This window comes from Micromonospora sp. NPDC047812 (assembly GCF_040704175.1).
GTDB lineage: Bacteria > Actinomycetota > Actinomycetes > Mycobacteriales > Micromonosporaceae > Micromonospora.
Map to the genome: position 1 here is coordinate 1155592 of NZ_JBEYRY010000001.1, position 17508 is coordinate 1173099.

The following is a 17508-nucleotide window of genomic DNA, read 5'->3' on the forward strand; positions in this document are numbered from 1 at the left end:
ACGCGTCATGACGGGTCGGGCCATCGGCGGACGGTGGCCCGACCCGCCATCCTCTTCGCCCTTTTTCAGAGAGACTGCCAGGTATGTTCCGCTTCGTTCTGCGGCGTCTGCTCCAGATGGTCCTCGCGTTCTTCGGGACCACGCTGATCGTCTACGCGCTGATGTTCGCCGGCCAGGGCGACCCCATCCAGGCGCTCGCCGGCGAACGCCCCGTCACGGCCGCGCAGCGGGCATACCTGACGGAGAAGTTCCACCTCGACCGGACCGGGGTCGGCGGCTTCTTCTACCGGTACTTCGACTACCTCAGGAACCTGCTCCAGGGTGACCTCGGGCAGTCCCTCACCGGACGCTCGATCGGCGACATCCTGGCCGCCGCCTGGCCGGTCACGGTCAAGCTGGCGCTGATCGCCATGGCGGTCACCATTCTCTTCGGCGTCACCGCGGGCGTGCTCGCCGGAATCCGGCGGGCCAGCATCTTCGACAACTCGACCCTGCTGCTGACCCTGTTGGTGCTCGGCATCCCGACGATCGTGCTCGCGCCGCTGGCGCAGTACCTCCTCGGCGTCAAGTGGCAGCTCTTCCCGGCCACCGCCGGCGCCGACCCGGACCTGTACGCGCTGCTGCTGCCCGGCATCGTGCTCGGCTCGCTCTCGCTGGCCACCGCCCTGCGGCTGACCCGGACGTCCGTGGCCGAGAACCTGCGCGCCGACTACGTCCGCACCGCCCGGTCGAAGGGACTGGTGAAGCGGCGGATCGTCAGCGTCCACGTGCTGCGCAACTCGCTCATCCCGGTGGTCACCTTCCTGGGCGTCGAGTTGGGCAACCTGATGAGCGGCGCGATCATCACCGAGGGCGTGTTCAACATCCCCGGCGTCGGCTTCAACCTCTTCCGCGGCATCCGCACCGAGGACGGCCCGCTGGTGGTGGGCATCGTCAGCGTGCTCGTCGTGGTCTACCTCGTCTCCAACCTGGTGGTGGACGTCCTGTACGCCGTACTCGACCCGAGGATCCGCTATGAGTGAGCGCAGCGAACGAATCGGCAGCGCGGTGTTTCGCCGACAGCGCGCAGCGAACGAATCGGCAGCGCAGTGTTTCGCGGCTCGGCGCTCCCCGGAGCGCAGCGACGGGGAGCGCCGACAGCGCGCAGCGAACGAATCGGCAGCGCGGTGTCCGGTGCCGGCGCCGAGCGCAGCGAGGTGCGGGCATGAGTGACTTTGAGACCGTCGCCGCGAGCGAGAACCAGGCCGCGCGGCGGGGGCCGTCGGGTGAGCCCGGCGCCCCGAACCAGGTCGGCGTACCGCAGAAGCCCCGCAGCCTGGCCGGCGATGCCTGGCGCGACCTGCGCCGCAAGCCGATCTTCTGGGTCAGCCTCGCCCTGGTGGTGCTGGTCGCCGCCATGGCCGCCGTGCCGGGGCTGTTCACCGCGAACGACCCGCGCGACTGCGTGCTGGCCCGCCAGCACGCCGGCCCGTCCGGCGGGGCGATCTTCGGGTACGACTTCCAGGGCTGCGACACGTACGCCCGGGCGGTGTACGGCGCCCGCGCGTCGCTGCTGGTCGGCGCGCTCTCCGCGCTGCTCACCGGCCTGATCGCGCTCGCCGTGGGGATGCTGGCCGGCTACTTCGGCCGCTGGGTCGACGCGGTGCTCTCCCGGGTGATCGACATCGTCCTCGGCATCCCGCTCCTGCTCGCCGCGATCGTGCTGCTCAAGCGGGTCAACAGCGACAGCTCGGCGGTCCGGATCGGCGCGGTCATCTTCGTGCTGGCGATCCTCGGCTGGACCACCGCCGCCCGCGTCGTCCGCTCCTCGGTGATCACCGCCAAGGAGCAGGACTACGTCGCGGCGGCCCGGATGCTGGGCGCCGGCGACGGCCGGATCATGCTGCGGCACATCCTGCCCAACGCGCTCGCCCCGGCGATCGTGGTGCTGACCATCGCCCTCGGCTCGTTCATCGCCGCCGAGGCGACGCTGAGCTTCCTCGGCATCGGGCTGAAGGCGCCGACCATCTCCTGGGGCATCGACATCGACGCCGGCCGCGTGCACATGCGGGAGTCGGCCACCCCGCTGCTGGTCCCCTCGGTCTTCCTGGCGCTGACCGTGCTGGCGTTCATCATGCTCGGCGACGCCATCCGCGACGCCTTCGATCCGAAGCTGCGCTGACCCACCCACCCGTCACGAGCGAAAGGCAGGACCGTGAGCCAGTCCGCCGTCCGACCCACGCCGGCCTCCCCGACGCCCGAGGGCGGGCACCTGCTGGACGTACGGGACCTGCACGTCGAGTTCCGCACCGGTGAGGGCGTGGCCAGGGTGATCAACGGGGTCTCGTACCACCTGGATCCCGGCGAGACGCTCGCCGTGCTCGGCGAATCCGGTTCCGGCAAGTCGGTCACCGCCCAGGCGATCATGGGCATCCTCGACACTCCCCCGGCCGTGATCCGCTCCGGCGAGGTCCGCTACCAGGGGCGGGACCTGCTGAAGCTGCCGGAGGAGCAGCGCCGGCAGGTGCGCGGCAAGGAGATCGCGATGATCTTCCAGGACGCCCTCTCCGCGCTGAATCCCGTCTTTCCGGTCGGCTGGCAGATCGGCGAGACGCTGCGCCAGCGCGAGGGCATGTCGAAGGCGGACGCCCGCGCCCGGGTCGTGGAGCTGATGGACCTGGTGCGGATCCCCGGCGCCGCCGGCCGCATCGGCGACTACCCGCACCAGTTCTCCGGCGGCATGCGGCAGCGCGTCATGATCGCGATGGCGCTGGCCATGAACCCGAAGGTGCTGATCGCCGACGAGCCGACCACGGCCCTGGACGTCACCGTGCAGGCCCAGATCATGGACCTGCTGGCCGACCTGCGCCGCGACCTCGACATGGCGATGATCCTGATCACGCACGACCTCGGCGTGGTCGCCGACGTCGCAGACCGGATCGCCGTCATGTACGCCGGCCGGATCGTCGAACACGCCGACGTCCGCTCGCTGTACCGGACGCCGGCCCACCCGTACACGAAGGGGTTGCTGGAGTCGATCCCGCGGCTGGACGTACGGGGCCAGGAGCTCTCCACGATCAGGGGGCTGCCGCCCAACCTGATGCGAATCCCGTCCGGCTGCCCCTTCCACCCCCGGTGCCCGTACGTGCAGCAGGTCTGCGTCGACGTGGTGCCGCACGACCTGGTCCTGGGCGACGGCCGGACCAGCGCGTGCCACTTCGCCCAGGAGGTCCGTGATGACAGCGCCCGCTAGCCCGACCAAGGTGCGCGGCGAGACGATCCTCGCCGTCGACAACGTGGTCAAGCACTTCCCGATCCGCCGGGGCGTGCTCCTCCAGAGGCAGGTCGGCGCCGTCAAGGCCGTCGACGGGGTCAGCTTCGAGCTGCGCCGCGGCGAGACCCTCGGGGTGGTCGGCGAGTCGGGCTGCGGCAAGTCGACGCTGGCCCGGCTGCTGATGCGGCTGGAGACGCCGACCGCGGGCCGGGCCACCCTGGAGGGCAGGGACCTCTTCTCCGCCTCCGGTGCCGAGCTGCGCCGGCTGCGGCGCAACATGCAGATGGTGATGCAGGACCCGTACACCTCGCTGAACCCGCGGATGACGGTGGGCGACATCATCGGCGAGCCGTTCGAGATCCACCCGGACGCCGCGCCGAAGGGCAGCCGGCGGGCCCGGGTACGGGAACTGCTCGACGTGGTCGGCCTGAACCCGGAGCACATCAACCGGTACCCGCACCAGTTCTCCGGCGGCCAGCGCCAGCGCATCGGCATCGCCCGCGCGCTCGCCCTCCGGCCCGAGATCATCGTCTGCGACGAGCCGGTCAGCGCCCTGGACGTGTCGATCCAGGCCCAGGTGATCAACCTGCTGGAGCAGCTCCAGGACGAGTTCGGCCTGTCGTACATCTTCATCGCGCACGACCTGTCGGTGGTCCGGCACATCTCCGACCGGGTCGCGGTCATGTACCTCGGCAAGATCGTGGAGATCGGTACCGAGGACGAGATCTACGAGCGCGCCACCCATCCGTACACCCAGGCGCTGCTCTCGGCCGTGCCGGTGCCGGACCCGGAGGCCCGCGACCGGCGCACCATGATCCGGCTCACCGGCGACGTGCCGAGCCCGGCCGACCCGCCGAGCGGCTGCCACTTCCGCACCCGCTGCTGGAAGGCCCAGGAGGTCTGCGCCACCCAGGAGCCCCACGCGGTCCTCCGCGCGGCGGACCCGCACCCCTCGGCCTGCCACTTCGCCGAACTCCGCCCCACCCCCTGACCCCACCCTCCCCTCCCACCAGCCGCGAGCGGGGGTGGGGCCGGGTGGGTCAGTGGAAGAAGTGGCGGGTGGCAGTCAGGTACATGGTGACGCCGGCCTCCTTGCAGGCCGCGATCACTTCCTCGTCCCGGATCGAGCCGCCCGGCTGCACGATGGCCCGGACGCCGGCCTCGATGAGGATCTTCGGGCCGTCGGCGAACGGGAAGAACGCGTCCGAGGCGCAGACCGAACCACGTGCCCGGTCCGCCCCGGCCCGGGCGACCGCGAGCTGCGCCGAGTCGACCCGGTTGACCTGGCCCATCCCGACGCCGACGGTCGCGCCGTCCTTGGCCAGCAGGATCGCGTTGCTCTTCACCGCGCGCACCGCCCGCCAGGCGAAGGCCAGGTCACGCAGGGTCGCCTCGTCGGCGGCCTCACCCGTGGCCAGTCGCCAGTTGGCCGGGTCGTCGCCCTCGGCGTCGATCCGGTCGGCCATCTGGACCAGTACGCCGCCGGTGACCTGCCGCCACTCCGCCGGCAGCGGGTCGAAGGCCGGCGCGTGCAGCAGCCGGATGTTCTTCTTGCCCTGGAGGACCTCCACCGCGCCCTCGTCGAACCCGGGTGCCACCAGCACCTCGGTGAAGATCTCCGAGACCTGCCGGGCCAGCTCGACCGAGACCGGCCGGTTGACCGCGATCACCCCGCCGTACGCGGACACCGGGTCGCAGGCGTGCGCCTTGCGGTGCGCCTCGGCCACGTCGGCGCCGACCGCGATGCCGCACGGGTTGGCGTGCTTGATGATCGCCACCGCCGGCTGCTCGGCGAAGTCGTTGGCCGCCCGCCACGCCGCGTCCGCGTCGACGTAGTTGTTGTAGGACATCTCCTTGCCGTGCAGCTGCTCGGCCTGGGCGAGCCCGGCCGGGCTGGACGGGTCGACGTAGAGCGCCGCCGGCTGGTGCGGGTTCTCGCCGTAGCGCAGCACCGCCGAGCGGCGCAGCGACAGCCCGGCGAAGTCCGGCCAACCGTCCTCCTCGGGCGCCAACGTGGCGGCGCACCACTCGGCCACCGCCACGTCGTACTCGGCGATGACGGCGAAGGCGCGGGCGGCCAGCACGCGCCGCTGGGCCAGCGTGAAGCCGCCCTCGCCGAGCGCGGCGAGCAGCGCCGGGTACGCGGCCGGGTCGGTCACCAGGGCGACCGAGGCGTGGTTCTTGGCCGCCGCCCGGACCATCGCCGGACCGCCGATGTCGATCTGCTCCACGCACTCCTCGACGCCGGCGCCGGAGGCGACCGTGGCCTGGAACGGGTAGAGGTTGGACACCAGCAGGTCGATCCCCGCGATGCCGTGCTCGTCGAGCTGGGCGACGTGGGAGTCCTTGCGCAGGTCGGCGAGGAGCCCGCCGTGCACCTTCGGGTGCAGCGTCTTGACCCGCCCGTCGAGGATCTCCGGGAAGCCGGTCACCGTCTCCACCGGGGTCACCGGCACCCCCGCGCCGGCGATGGCCGACGCCGTGCTGCCGGTCGAGACGATCTCCACCCCGGCCGTGTGCAGCGCCCGGGCCAGCTCGACCAGGCCGGTCTTGTCGTAGACGCTGACCAGCGCCCGCCTGATCGGGCGGCGTTCGTCCTGAGTGGAACTCACGGGACCGTGACCTTTCTTCCGGTGATCGTCCAACCTTCACGGACCAGGCGGCCCACCTGCTCGACGAGCTGGCGCCGCTCGGCTTCCTTGATGCGCTCGGTGAGCGTCTCGACGTCGTCGTCGTCGTGCACCGGCACGGCGACCTGCGCGACGATCGGGCCGGTGTCCATACCGGCGTCGACGAAGAAGAGGGTGGCCCCGGTGACCTTCACGCCGTAGGCGAGGGCGTCGCGCGGGCCGTGGATGCCGGGGAACGCCGGCAGCAGCGTGTTGTGCGTGTTCAGGTAGCGGTCGCCGAAGGCGGCCAGGAAGCGCGGACCGACCAGCTTGAGGAAACCGGCGGAGACGACCAGGTCGGGCCGGTGCTCGGCGACGCGGGCGGTCAGCGCCGCGTCCCAGTCCTCGCGGGTGGGGTGGTCGGCGACCCGCTCGACGAAGGTCGGCACGCCGGCCGCGGCGGCCCGGTCCAGACCCGCGATGCCGTTCCGGTCGGCGCCGACGGCCACCACCCGGGCACCGTACGCCGGATCGACGCTCGCATCGAGCAGTGCCTGGAGGTTGCTCCCGGAGCCGGAGACGAGGACGACGATGCGGGCGACGGACGCGGGCTCGGTCACCGGGCCACCCTATCGGGCGTGCCGGCCGGTCCATCCGCTGGGCATTGCGACATTCACCGACGACGCGAATGGTCCGGACCAGGTACGCTGCCGGTCGCTCGGGCCCGGCGCGCGTCGGCCCGCACCCGTCAGTGATCCGACGCCCCGCAGGGTGTCGAGTGGAATGAGGAGTACGCCGAGATGCAGCCCGGATACCAGCCGCAGCAGCCGCAGGTCAACAACAACATGACGATGTCGATCGTCGCCATCTTCCTCTTCTGGCCGCTGGCCATCCCGGCGATTCTCAACGCCTCCAAGGTGAACCCGCTGCTTCAGCAGGGTGACTACGCCGGAGCCCAGGCCGCCGCCGCCGAGTCGAAGAAGTGGTCCAAGTGGGCGCTCATCGTCGGCATCAGCTGGTACGTGATCGTGCTGGTGTGCTGCCTGCTCGGTGGGCTCGCCGGTGTGGTGGGCGGCAGCACCTCCACCAGCAGCTACTGACAGATCGGACGAGGAGTCGCATGCAGCCCGGTTACCCCGGACAGGATCCGTACGGCCAGCAGCCGCACCACGACCCGTACGCCCCGCCGCCGGCGGCGCCGTACGGTCAGCAGCCCGTCTCCGGGCAGCCGAACGACCCGTACGCCGCGCCGCAGGACCCGTACGGCCAGCAGAATCCGTACGGCCAGCAGGACCCGTACGGCCAGCCGCCGACCTCGGGCCAGCCGTACGGCCAGCCGCCCACCTCCGGCCAGCCCTACGGGCAGCCGGCGCCGGGGCAGCCGTACGGGCAGCAGCCGTACCAGGACCCGTACGGCCAGCAGGCGTATCCGCAGCCGCCCATGTACCCCAACGCGGGGTTCGCCGCGAAGGGGCCGGGGCAGCAGCAGAACACCCTCGGTCTGGTGTCCATGATCCTCGGCATCGCCTCGATCCCGCTGGTCTGCTGCTACCTCGGCATCCCGCTGGGCATCGGTGCGCTGGTGACCGGGTGGATGGGCAAGCAGAAGGCCGCCCAGGGGCTGGCCGACAACAACGGTCAGGCCCTCGCCGGCCTGATCTGCGGCGCCATCGGCGTCGTGCTCGGCCTGCTCCAGGTCATCCTGCTGGGCTTCAGCTTCACGCTGCCCAACCAGCCCTGACCGCCATGCGACAGGGGCGTCCCGGCTCGCCGGGGCGCCCCTTCGGCGTCTGACGGCCCTCAGCGGGGCGCGCGGGACAGCACCCGGGTCGCGGCGGCGCCGATCAGCGCCCCGACCGTGACGACCGCGGTCGCCACCGCCGCCACCTGCCAGGCGACGGGCCCCACCTGGGCCAGCCGGCCGCCGCCCAGCGATCCCGCGGAGGCGGCAGCGGCGGCGCCCAGCAGCAGACCGGCCACCGGACCGGCGAGCGCCGCCGCCCCGAGCAGCGGCCCCCAGCGCAGCGGCGCCCGGTCGTCGGCGGCGAGCCGGAGCAGCCGGCGGGCCAGCAGCCAACCCGCGGCCATCCCGGCGAGGACCGGCACCGCGAGCAGCCCGGCGCCGAGGCCGTCGACCGGCCCGCGCGGCAGCCCGGCCAGCAGCGGTACGGCCGGCAGCGCCCCCACGGAGACCTCGCTGGTGCGTACCGCCGTGTCGGTGCCGACGGCGAAACCCGGGCCGAGCAGGTAGCTGACCGACCAGATCGTGGCGTTGGGCGCGTAGGCGAGACTGACCAGCGTGATCCCGGCCTGGCCGGCGACCCCGGTGCGGTAGGCCCCGATCAGGTCTGCGGCGTCCCCGCCCCCGGTCGCCACGGCGAGCCCCGCCGCGCCGGCCCCCGCGCCGAACAGCAGCAGCCCGGCGACGAGCCCGGTGCGGATCCCGTCGCGCAGCGACTCCGGGGACCGCGCGGCGAGCAGCCCGGCCACGCGCGTGGTCCGGACCGAGCCCACCAGGGCCGCGAGCGTGCCGAGCACCACGAGGGTGAGGCCGGCGCGGACCGGTGACGCGCCGACCAGCACCGCGCCGAGCACCCCGAGCAGCGCGTACGCGACACCGACCGCGCCGGCGGCGAGGAGTGCCTGCCGGGGTGAGCGGCCGCCCCGCGCGCCGATGGCCCGGCTGGTGTGCACGCCCGCCCGGGTCAGCCGCCAGACCACCAGCGCGGTCAGCGCCAGCGGGGCCAGCCCGAGCGGGCCGGCGGCGGTGTCGAGCGGCACGCCGTGCCCGAGCAGCCAGCCGGCCAGCCCGGCGCGCAGCGCGCCCGGCACGGAGGCGGCACCCTCGCTGAGCTGGAACAGCCAGAGCACGACCACGACCGGCAGCCAGGAGGTGAGCGCCGCCCACCCGGCGGCGACCCCGGCGGCGACGACGAGCGGGGCGCGGCTGCGGCGCGGCTCGCCGGCGCGCGGCGCGGGCACCCGCCGGCTCCGCCCGACGGGCGCGGCCGGCCGGGCGCCGGGGCCGACATCGGCGCCGGGACGGCTGGGCTGATCAGGGGTGACGGAGGACATCGCGTCTACTCTGGCATGCCGGGCCGGCGGTGGCAGTCCGATACCGCCCCGCAGCGGCGACGAGTTCCGTGATCCACCCTCTCCGGCCCCCGATCCGGTCTAGCCTCGGGCGCAGGGACGCGACCGTAGGGTCGCGGCACCGACGTCCGGAGGAGAGCCGTGAACACTCCGTATCCGCCGCCCCCGCCAGCACCGTCCGCGGCCGGTAGCGACCGCACGGTCCTCTGGGGCGTGCTCGGCATCGTCCTCGGCCTGCTCTGCTGCGGCATCCTGGGGATCGTCTTCGGTTACCTGTCGATCCGGGACGCCAAGCGCTTCGGCCAGTCGCCCGTGCTCGGCTACCTGGCGATCGCGTTCGGCGTGCTCAACATCATCGGCAGCGGCATCCTCTGGGCCGGCGGCAACTACCCGCTCTACAACGACTGAGGGCGCCCGCGCCCACGACGACGGAGGGCCGACCGCGAACGGTCGGCCCTCCGGTCGTACGTCGGTCGGGCTCAGCCCGCGGACATGATCTCCCGCATGAGCTTGGCGGTCTCGGTCGGGGTCTTGCCGACCTTGACGCCGACCGCCTCCAGCGCGTTCTTCTTGGCGTCGGCGGTGCCCGCCGAGCCGGAGATGATCGCACCGGCGTGACCCATGGTCTTGCCGGGCGGCGCGGTGAAGCCGGCGATGTAGCCGACCACCGGCTTGGTCACGTTCGCCTTGATGAACTCGGCGGCCCGCTCCTCGGCGTCGCCGCCGATCTCACCGATCATGACGATCGCGTCGGTGTCCGGGTCGGCCTCGAACGCGGCGAGCGCGTCGATGTGGGTGGTGCCGATGATCGGGTCACCGCCGATGCCGACGCAGGTCGAGAAGCCGATGTCACGCAGCTCGTACATCATCTGGTAGGTCAGCGTGCCGCTCTTGCTGACCAGGCCGATGCGGCCGGTGCCGGTGATGTCGGCCGGGATGATGCCGGCGTTGGAGGCACCCGGCGAGGCGATGCCCGGGCAGTTCGGACCGATGATCCGGGTCCGCTCCCCCTTGGCGACGTTGTACGCCCAGAACGCGGCGGTGTCGTGCACCGGCACGCCCTCGGTGATCACCACGGCCAGGTCGATGCCGGCGTCGATCGCCTCGACGACCGCGCCCTTGGTGAACTGCGGCGGCACGAAGATGACGGTCACGTCCGCACCGGTCTGCGCCATCGCGTCCGCGACGCTGGCGAAGACCGGCAGCTCGGTGCCGTCGAAGTCGGCCGTCTGGCCCGCCTTGCGCGGGTTGACGCCGCCGACGACGTTGGTGCCCGCGGCGAGCATCCGCCGGGTGTGCTTGGAACCCTCGGAACCGGTCATCCCCTGGACGATGACCTTCGAGTCCTTGGTCAGCCAGATAGCCATTGTCAGACCCCCGCAGCCGCCAGCTCGGCGGCCCGCTCGGCCGCGCCATCCATCGTGTCGACCCGCTGGACCAGCGGGTTGTTCGCGCCGTCGAGGATCGCCCGGCCGGCCTCGGCGTTGTTGCCGTCGAGGCGGACGACCAGCGGCTTGGTGACCTGCTCGCCGCGCTGCTCGAGCAGGGCCAGCGCCTGCACGATGCCGTTGGCGACCTCGTCGCAGGCGGTGATGCCGCCGAAGACGTTGACGAAGACGCTCTTCACCGACGGGTCGGAGAGGACGATCTCCAGTCCGTTCGCCATCACGGCGGCGCTCGCGCCACCGCCGATGTCGAGGAAGTTGGCCGGCTTGACGCCGCCGTGCCGCTCACCGGCGTACGCGACCACGTCGAGGGTCGACATGACCAGGCCGGCGCCGTTGCCGATGATCCCGACCTCGCCGTCGAGCTTGACGTAGTTGAGGTCCTTCTCCTTGGCGGCCTGCTCCAGCGGGTCCACCGCGGCCTGGTCGACCAGCGCCTCGTGGTCCGGGTGCCGGAACGCGGCGTTCTCGTCGAGGGTGATCTTGGCGTCGAGCAGCAGCAGCTTGCCGTCGCCGGTCTTGGCCAGCGGGTTCACCTCGACCAGGGTGGCGTCCTCGGCGACGAAGGCCTTCCACAGCCCCACGGCGGCCTCGACGACCTGGTCGGCGACCTCGGCCGGGAAGTTGGCGGCGGCGACGATCTCGCGCGCCTTCGCCTCGTCGACGCCGGTGTTGGCGTCGATCGGGGCCTTGACGACCTTCTCCGGGGTCTCGGCGGCGACCTGCTCGATGTCCATGCCGCCGGCGACGCTGGCGATGCAGAGGAAGGTGCGGTTCGCCCGGTCGAGCAGGTAGGAGAAGTAGTACTCCTCGGCCACGTCCGCGGTCACCGTGATCATGACCTTGTGGACGGTGTGGCCCTTGATGTCCATGCCGAGGATGTCGGTGGCGCGGGCCACCGTCTCCTCGGCGCCCTCGGCCAGCTTCACGCCGCCGGCCTTGCCTCGGCCACCGACCTTCACCTGCGCCTTGACGACCACCCGACCGCCGAGGCGTTCGGCGATCGCGCGGGCCTCCTCCGGGGTCGTGGCGACGCCGCCGGCGAGCACGGGCAAGCCGTGCCGCTCGAACAGGTCCCGCCCCTGGTACTCGTACAGGTCCACGTTTGCGCGTCCCGTCCCGTCTCCGCGGCGCGCCGTCGCGCCGCCACCAGCGTTATGGAAAACAGTTTGACGCCTGTCATCACACGAAACAGGCCATTGGGCGCAGCCTAGCGAGGTGGACACCGCCGGCAACCGAGCGGGTGCACGTTGTGTGGTAATGCACAATCGGCGGCGTCGCGCGGCCTTTCCGCGACTTCGGCCCGATGTCAGCCGTCCGGGCGATGTTGCCGGGGGCGCGTAACCCCTCCGTGGGGGCGTCGTTGAGTCAGGTGTCGGAGCGCTGATACAGCGCGGCGACGGGAGCGGCCGATGCCCTGTCGGTCGAGGGGTGGCGGCGGGGCATCGTGCATAGAGGGGCCGGACGTGTGAGGGGTGCGTCCGGCCCCTCCCCCTGCCCGGATCCGGCCACCGACCAGCCCCGATGCCACGACCGCCGCCAGGCGGCCAATCCGGATCCGCGACCGCCGCCAGGCGGCCGACCCGGATCCGCGACCGCCGTCAGGCGACCGGCTGCGCGACGTTCTGCCGGACCCACTCGACGATCGACTGGGTCGTCGCGCCCGGCGTGAAGATCTTGGCGACCCCGATCCGCTGAAGCTCCGGAATGTCGGCGTCGGGAATGATGCCGCCACCGAACACGACGATGTCGCGGGCGTCGCGCTCACCGAGCAGCTCCACCACCCGCCGGAACAGCGTCATGTGCGCCCCGGACAGCACGGAGAGCCCGACCGCGTCGGCGTCCTCCTGGATCGCGGTCTCCACGATCTGTTCCGGGGTCTGGTGCAGGCCGGTGTAGATGACCTCCATGCCGGCATCCCGCAGGGCACGCGCGACGACCTTTGCGCCACGGTCGTGGCCGTCCAGGCCCGGCTTGGCGACGACGACCCGAACACGAGAGCTCATCAGCGCATCCCTTTCACCGGCTCCGCGGCTTCACTGAACGAACGGTAACCCGCCCGACCCTGCCCGGGAAATCCGGGCGGCGAACCTCACGGCACGCGGGCCGGGCCGGGTGCCCGTCGGCACCCGTACGACGGACCGCGGCGGCCCGCGGCGTCAAGCCGGACGACTCCGCCGTTCGGTCACCCTGCGCGACGAACGGGCAGTTAGGGGGGCACCGTTCGAGGGGCACGAGCCATGACAATCATGGACGCAAAGGGACAGAACGCGGCAGCAATTCGGCGCTTCGGCTTGTGACGGGACTGGTGGTTGGCTAACGTGTCCACGGTTGTCATCAGGTCCACGGACGGGTGACGACGCGGTCAGCCGACGTTCACCCGAGCTTCACGGGCGTCGGGGAAGCCGCTTCGGATCCCCGACAACGGAGGGTGTGCGTGCGCCAGCGCCTGTCGTCTGAGCCCGATCGATATCGCGGTCGCCGCCGCGTACCCACCCCCCCGCGTAGCCGCTACGCAGCGGTCGTCACCACCGCGTTCGTCGGCGCCGGCATCGTCGCGATCGGCGCGGGCGCCCTGCCGGACGCCAAGAGCGTCAGCCCGTCGGTCCTCGACGAGCTCAAGGCCGCCTCGACCGTCAACCAGGACGTCGCGGCCCGTGGCGACAACGCCGACCGCGCCAGCCGCGACAGCGACCGCGCCGGAGGCGACCAGTCCGCCGAGCCCGAGGTCTGGCTTCTTCCCCTCCAGGGCTACGAGTTCAACTCGCCCTACGGCATGCGCTGGGGCAAGCTGCACACCGGCGTCGACCTGGTCGCCCCCGAGGGCACGCCCTACGTCGCCATCCACGGCGGCACCGTCACCAAGGCCGGCTGGTTCGGCGGCTACGGCCACACCGTGATCGTCCAGCACCCCGACGGCAGCGAGGCGATCTACGGCCACTCCTCCGCGCTGAGCGTCAAGGAGGGGCAGCAGGTGAAGGCGGGCGACCAGCTCGGCCTCGTGGGCAACACCGGCCACTCCTACGGCTCCCACCTGCACCTCGAGGTGCATGTCAAGGGCGAGCCGCTCGACCCGGTGCCGTGGCTCAAGGAGCGCGGAGTGGACATCCAGCTACAAGTCGAGGCGTACTACAGCGAGGTAGCCGCGCCCTGACGCTGCGCATCGCCCGTTGACCGCCCGGATCTGTCGATCCGGGCGGTTTTTCGTGTGCCGCCGGCAGCCAAAGTGAGCCGGGGCACAGGAGCGACTGTGACCGGCACCATGGCCATGCATGATCACTTTTGCGATCGAAAACCCCGAACGGGGATGCACCGGGCGCCGTCGGCCGCCGCCGGTCCGTCGGGACTCCGTCCCACTACCCGTCACGCCGCGTGTCGACACCAGTATTTCGAGGTCAAGTGCCCCCTCGATCAGTGAAGGTCCGCCGTGCAGGAAGACATTCGGAACGAGAACACCCCCGACACCCCCGTCCGGCACCGGAGGCGCATCGGCGGCCGCACCCGCGTGATCGTCGCCGCGGCGGCCCTGGCCGGCCTCGGCCTCGGCGGAGCGGCGTTCGCGGCCAACGGGAACGACGGACCCGCCGTACCGGCCGCCGCCGTCGACACGCAGGCGCGCGCGGAGGCCGCCGACCGCGCCGACCGCTCCATCCGGTCCACGACCGCCCCGGCCGCCCCCTCGGCGAGCCCGACGCCCAGCCCGACGAAGGCCAGCCCGTCGGCGAAGCCCAGCCCGAAGGCGACCACCGCCAAGCCGAAGCCGAAGAAGACCAGCAAGCCGAAGCCCAGTTGGGTCATCCCGATGAAGGGAGCGGCGATCACCTCCTGCTACGGCCCGCGCTGGGGCACCCAGCACGCCGGCATCGACTTCGCGCTGCCCGCCGGCACCCCGGTCCGCGCGGCCTTCGGCGGCACCGTCACCAAGGCCGGCGACGTCGGCGACGGGTACGGCATCTCCGTCTTCGTCGACCACGGCAACGGCTACCTGACCCACTACGCCCACCTGAGCACCACCAAGGTGGGCGTGGGCGAGAAGGTCGCCGCCGGGCAGACCATCGGCCTGGAGGGGTCCACCGGCGACTCCACCGGCCCGCACCTGCACTTCGAGGTGCACCAGGGTCAGATGTGGAACCAGATCGACCCCGCGCCGTTCCTGCGCGCCCGAGGCATCGACGTGGCCTGCTGACCCGCAGCCACGGGAAACGGCCCGGTCCGGCGCGCCGCCGGGCCGGGCCGAGCCGGTCTCAGAGCTTGTCGATCGGGGCGTGCCGGAGCACCAGCCACATCGTCTGGTCGCCGAAGTCGATCTGCGCCCGCGCTCCCGGGCCGTGCCCCTCGACGGCGAGCACCCGGCCCAGGCCGTAGCGCTGGTGGTTGACCCGGTCGCCGGCGGACACCTTCGGCCCCTGCGGCAGCTCGCTCGCCGTGGTCAGGCGGCTGGCGTCGACCCCCAGCCGCTTCGCCAGCTGGGCCGCCTTGGGTGTACCGCCGTTGAAGCCCACACGCCCGCCGGGCACGCGGTCCGCGCGGCCGCCCACGCCGCCGCCCCCGCCGGCCCAGGAGGTGTACGACCCCTCGGTGCGCTCCCAGCGGACCAGCTCCGGCGGCAGCTCCTCCAGGAACCGCGACGGCGGGTTGTAGGCCGGCTGCCCCCACGCCGAGCGGGTGACCGCCCGGGAGAGGTAGAGGCGCTGGCGGGCCCGGGTGATGCCGACGTACGCCAGCCGGCGCTCCTCCTCCAGCTCCCGGCTGTCGCCCAGCGAGCGCAGGTGCGGGAAGACGCCGTCCTCCAGGCCGGTCAGGAAGACCACCGGGAACTCCAGGCCCTTCGCGGTGTGCAACGTCATCAGGGTGACCACGCCCTGGTGGTCCGGGTCGTCCGTGGGGACCTGGTCGGCGTCGGCGACCAGCGCGACCTGCTCCAGGAAGCCGGCGAGGGTCGCCCGCTCCCCCTCCTCGCCGATCGCCTCGATCCGTTCGGTGTACTCGCGGGCGACGCTGACCAGCTCCTGGAGGTTGTCGACCCGCCCCGCGTCCTGCGGGTCGAGGCTCTCCTCCAGCTCGGTGAGGTAGCCCGAGCGGGTCAGCAGCGCCTCCAGCACCTCCTCCGGGGTGCCCGTCTCGGCCAGCTCGCGGGCGCCGTCGAGCAGGGCGACGAAGTCGGCGATGCCGTTGGCCGCCCGGGTGGAGATGCCCGGGGCGTCCTTCGCCCGGCGCAGCGCCGCCCCGAACGAGACCCGGTCCCGGCTGGACAGCGCCTCCACGCACGCCTCGGCCCGGTCGCCGATGCCCCGGCGGGGGGTGTTGAGGATCCGGCGCAGGCTGACCGTGTCGTCGTCGTTGACCACCGCGCGCAGGTAGGCCAGCGCGTCGCGGACCTCCTTGCGCTCGTAGAAGCGCACCCCGCCGACCACCTTGTAGGGCAGGCCGACCCGGATGAACACCTCCTCGAAGACCCGGGACTGGGCGTTGGTGCGGTAGAAGACGGCCACGTCGCCGGGGCGGGTCTCGTCGGCGTCCACCAGCCGGTCGATCTCGCGGGCCACCCAGTCGGCCTCGGCGTGCTCGGTGTCGGCCACGTAGCCGACGATCGGCTCGCCGGCGCCCGCCTCGCTCCACAGCCGCTTCGGCTTGCGCGAGGTGTTCCGGTCGATCACCGCGTTGGCCGCGTTGAGGATGGTCTGGGTGGAGCGGTAGTTCTGCTCCAGCAGGATCGTCCGGGCGTCGCTGAAGTCGCGCTCGAACTCCAGGATGTTGCGGATCGTGGCGCCCCGGAACGCGTAGATCGACTGGTCGGCGTCGCCGACCACGCAGAGCTCCGCCGGCTCGATCCCCTCCGTGCCGGAGACCAGCTCCTTGATCAGCGTGTACTGGGCGTGGTTGGTGTCCTGGTATTCGTCCACCAGCACGTGCCGGAACCGCCGGCGGTAGCTCTCCGCGACGTGCGGGTGGGACTGGAGCAGGTGCACCGTCGTCATGATCAGGTCGTCGAAGTCCAGCGCGTGCGCCTCGCGCAGCCGCCGCTGGTAGAGCGTGTAGGCCTCCGCCAGCGCCCGCTCGTTGGGGCCCTTGGCGCGGCCCGCGAACTCCTCGGGGTCGACCAGCTCGTTCTTCAGGTTGGAGACCTGGGCGGCCAGCCCGCGCGCCGGGTAGCGCTTGGGGTCGAGGTCCAGCTCCCTGGCGACCATCTGCATCAGCCGGCGGGAGTCGTCCGCGTCGTAGATCGAGAAGGTCGACTTCAGCCCGGCGTGCTCGTGCTCGGCGCGCAGGATGCGCACGCAGGCGGAGTGGAACGTCGACACCCACATCAGGCGGGCGCGGGGACCCACCAGGTGGGCGACCCGCTCCTTCATCTCGCCGGCGGCCTTGTTGGTGAAGGTGATCGCGATGATCTCGCCGGGGTGCACGTCCCGGGCGGCCAGCAGGTAGGCGATCCGGTGGGTGAGCACCCGGGTCTTGCCCGAGCCGGCACCGGCCACGATCAGCAGCGGCGAGCCGGCATGGGTGACGGCGTCACGCTGCGGCCCGTTGAGGCCCTCGACCAGGGCCTGCGGATCGAGGTGGACGGCCGCCGACCTGGGCCGGTGCGGCGAGGTCGGGGCGGGCGCCGGCGCGGGCGGGGACGCGGGGATGTCGAAGAGAGGATGCATCGCACGGCGAGTCTATGCCGCCGGGCGGACACTCTCCCCGCCGCGCACCGTCGGCTCGCCCGAGCCGGCCCCGCGTCCCCCCGGGATGCGCGGAAAGGTCCCGCCGCACCTCCGTCGAGACGAAGATGTCACCCTGTCGCGTCTGGTGCCGCCGTCCCCCGTGCAGAAACGATGACGGTGGGAATCCGGCTCATCCCCGGTACACGGCTGGGAAAACGACCAGCCGCGTTCGCGCGGTCGGGCGGTGCTGCGCCGCCTCGCCGCGCCCGCCCTCGCGTTGGCCGTCGTCGCCACGCCGTCCCCCGCTTCCCGGCCCGCGCCGGACCCCACCGACCGGATCACCCCTCGGCTGAGGCGCGGGCGGTCCCGGCGTCACGACGCCACCGGGGCCGTCCCGACCTGGGCGAGGGGCTGAGCGAGGCCGAGATCGTCGTCCGTCCGGGCACGGGTTTCGTCGA

At 72.3% G+C, this 17508-nt stretch carries 16 protein-coding genes; 9 read left to right on the top strand and 7 right to left on the bottom strand.

The window, feature by feature from the left end; all coding sequences use genetic code 11:
• Positions 1-83: 83 nt before the first annotated feature.
• From AB0883_RS05270 to AB0883_RS05285, 4 genes are all read left to right on the top strand, one after another.
• Positions 84-1022 carry an ABC transporter permease gene (locus AB0883_RS05270; protein ID WP_366639598.1) on the top strand — a complete coding sequence of 313 codons (939 nt, stop codon included), beginning with the start codon at positions 84-86 and terminating at the stop codon, positions 1020-1022.
• A gap of 182 nt (positions 1023-1204) precedes the next feature.
• Positions 1205-2161, top strand: coding sequence for an ABC transporter permease (locus tag AB0883_RS05275; RefSeq protein WP_121399787.1), 957 nt, complete (start codon positions 1205-1207; stop codon positions 2159-2161).
• A gap of 33 nt (positions 2162-2194) precedes the next feature.
• Entirely contained in the window at positions 2195-3232 is a 1038-nt protein-coding gene (locus AB0883_RS05280) for an ABC transporter ATP-binding protein (protein ID WP_366639600.1), read from the top strand.
• Complete coding sequence (locus AB0883_RS05285; RefSeq protein WP_366639602.1) at positions 3216-4244, top strand: dipeptide ABC transporter ATP-binding protein; 1029 nt, start codon at positions 3216-3218, stop codon at positions 4242-4244. The genes AB0883_RS05280 and AB0883_RS05285 overlap by 17 nt, the downstream gene beginning before the upstream one ends.
• A 49-nt stretch (positions 4245-4293) precedes the next feature.
• On the opposite strand, the gene purH is transcribed toward AB0883_RS05285, so the two are convergent.
• Positions 4294-5865: a bifunctional phosphoribosylaminoimidazolecarboxamide formyltransferase/IMP cyclohydrolase gene (purH, locus tag AB0883_RS05290; protein WP_366639604.1), complete on the bottom strand. Its 1572-nt coding sequence runs from the start codon at positions 5863-5865 to the stop codon at positions 4294-4296.
• Positions 5862-6482, bottom strand: a complete 621-nt coding sequence (gene purN / locus AB0883_RS05295) for a phosphoribosylglycinamide formyltransferase (protein ID WP_366639606.1) — start codon at positions 6480-6482, stop codon at positions 5862-5864. Before purN ends, purH begins: the two co-directional genes overlap by 4 nt.
• Before the next feature lie 180 nt (positions 6483-6662).
• Between purN and AB0883_RS05300 the strand changes: the two genes are divergently transcribed.
• Entirely contained in the window at positions 6663-6962 is a 300-nt protein-coding gene (locus tag AB0883_RS05300) for a CD225/dispanin family protein (protein ID WP_366639608.1), read from the top strand.
• Positions 6963-6982: 20 nt separating this feature from the next.
• The gene (locus tag AB0883_RS05305) at positions 6983-7603 is read left to right on the top strand and encodes a DUF4190 domain-containing protein (RefSeq protein ID WP_366639610.1); all 621 of its coding nucleotides are present in this window, start codon (positions 6983-6985) and stop codon (positions 7601-7603) included.
• A gap of 59 nt (positions 7604-7662) precedes the next feature.
• Here AB0883_RS05305 and AB0883_RS05310 read toward each other — a convergent pair whose 3' ends face one another.
• Positions 7663-8937, bottom strand: coding sequence for a DUF6350 family protein (locus tag AB0883_RS05310; RefSeq protein WP_366639612.1), 1275 nt, complete (start codon positions 8935-8937; stop codon positions 7663-7665).
• Between the two features lie 159 nt (positions 8938-9096).
• Between AB0883_RS05310 and AB0883_RS05315 the strand changes: the two genes are divergently transcribed.
• Entirely contained in the window at positions 9097-9363 is a 267-nt protein-coding gene (locus tag AB0883_RS05315; protein WP_366639614.1) for a hypothetical protein, read from the top strand.
• A 71-nt stretch (positions 9364-9434) separates the two neighbouring features.
• Here AB0883_RS05315 and sucD read toward each other — a convergent pair whose 3' ends face one another.
• From sucD to AB0883_RS05330, 3 genes are all read right to left on the bottom strand, one after another.
• On the bottom strand, positions 9435-10322 hold the full coding sequence (sucD, locus tag AB0883_RS05320; protein WP_366639615.1) for a succinate--CoA ligase subunit alpha: 888 nt from the start codon (positions 10320-10322) through the stop codon (positions 9435-9437).
• A 2-nt stretch (positions 10323-10324) separates the two neighbouring features.
• Positions 10325-11503, bottom strand: a complete 1179-nt coding sequence (gene sucC / locus AB0883_RS05325; protein ID WP_366639617.1) for an ADP-forming succinate--CoA ligase subunit beta — start codon at positions 11501-11503, stop codon at positions 10325-10327.
• Positions 11504-12001: 498 nt separating this feature from the next.
• Positions 12002-12406 (bottom strand): cobalamin B12-binding domain-containing protein, encoded by a 405-nt coding sequence (locus AB0883_RS05330; protein WP_101412721.1) that lies wholly within the window; start codon positions 12404-12406, stop codon positions 12002-12004.
• 431 nt (positions 12407-12837) lie between these two features.
• Here AB0883_RS05330 and AB0883_RS05335 point away from each other — a divergent pair, with 431 nt between their 5' ends.
• Together AB0883_RS05335 and AB0883_RS05340 are read left to right on the top strand one after the other, a co-directional pair.
• Positions 12838-13554: a M23 family metallopeptidase gene (locus AB0883_RS05335; protein WP_366639620.1), complete on the top strand. Its 717-nt coding sequence runs from the start codon at positions 12838-12840 to the stop codon at positions 13552-13554.
• Between the two features lie 273 nt (positions 13555-13827).
• Positions 13828-14586: a peptidoglycan DD-metalloendopeptidase family protein gene (locus AB0883_RS05340; RefSeq protein WP_366639622.1), complete on the top strand. Its 759-nt coding sequence runs from the start codon at positions 13828-13830 to the stop codon at positions 14584-14586.
• 58 nt (positions 14587-14644) lie between these two features.
• Here AB0883_RS05340 and pcrA read toward each other — a convergent pair whose 3' ends face one another.
• Positions 14645-17050: a DNA helicase PcrA gene (gene pcrA / locus AB0883_RS05345; protein WP_366639623.1), complete on the bottom strand. Its 2406-nt coding sequence runs from the start codon at positions 17048-17050 to the stop codon at positions 14645-14647.
• Positions 17051-17508 lie beyond the last annotated feature (458 nt).

Excerpts from the sequence above, each read along its gene's own strand:
- AB0883_RS05270 (WP_366639598.1), top strand. The coding sequence starts at position 84 with ATGTTCCGCTTCGTTCTGCGGCGTCTGCTCCAGATGGTCCTCGCGTTC.
- AB0883_RS05275 (WP_121399787.1), top strand. The coding sequence starts at position 1,205 with ATGAGTGACTTTGAGACCGTCGCCGCGAGCGAGAACCAGGCCGCGCGG.
- AB0883_RS05300 (WP_366639608.1), top strand. The coding sequence starts at position 6,663 with ATGCAGCCCGGATACCAGCCGCAGCAGCCGCAGGTCAACAACAACATG.
- sucD (WP_366639615.1), bottom strand. The coding sequence starts at position 10,322 with ATGGCTATCTGGCTGACCAAGGACTCGAAGGTCATCGTCCAGGGGATG.
- AB0883_RS05330 (WP_101412721.1), bottom strand. The coding sequence starts at position 12,406 with ATGAGCTCTCGTGTTCGGGTCGTCGTCGCCAAGCCGGGCCTGGACGGC.
- AB0883_RS05310 (WP_366639612.1), bottom strand. The coding sequence starts at position 8,937 with ATGTCCTCCGTCACCCCTGATCAGCCCAGCCGTCCCGGCGCCGATGTC.
- AB0883_RS05285 (WP_366639602.1), top strand. The coding sequence starts at position 3,216 with ATGACAGCGCCCGCTAGCCCGACCAAGGTGCGCGGCGAGACGATCCTC.
- pcrA (WP_366639623.1), bottom strand. The coding sequence starts at position 17,050 with ATGCATCCTCTCTTCGACATCCCCGCGTCCCCGCCCGCGCCGGCGCCC.
- AB0883_RS05305 (WP_366639610.1), top strand. The coding sequence starts at position 6,983 with ATGCAGCCCGGTTACCCCGGACAGGATCCGTACGGCCAGCAGCCGCAC.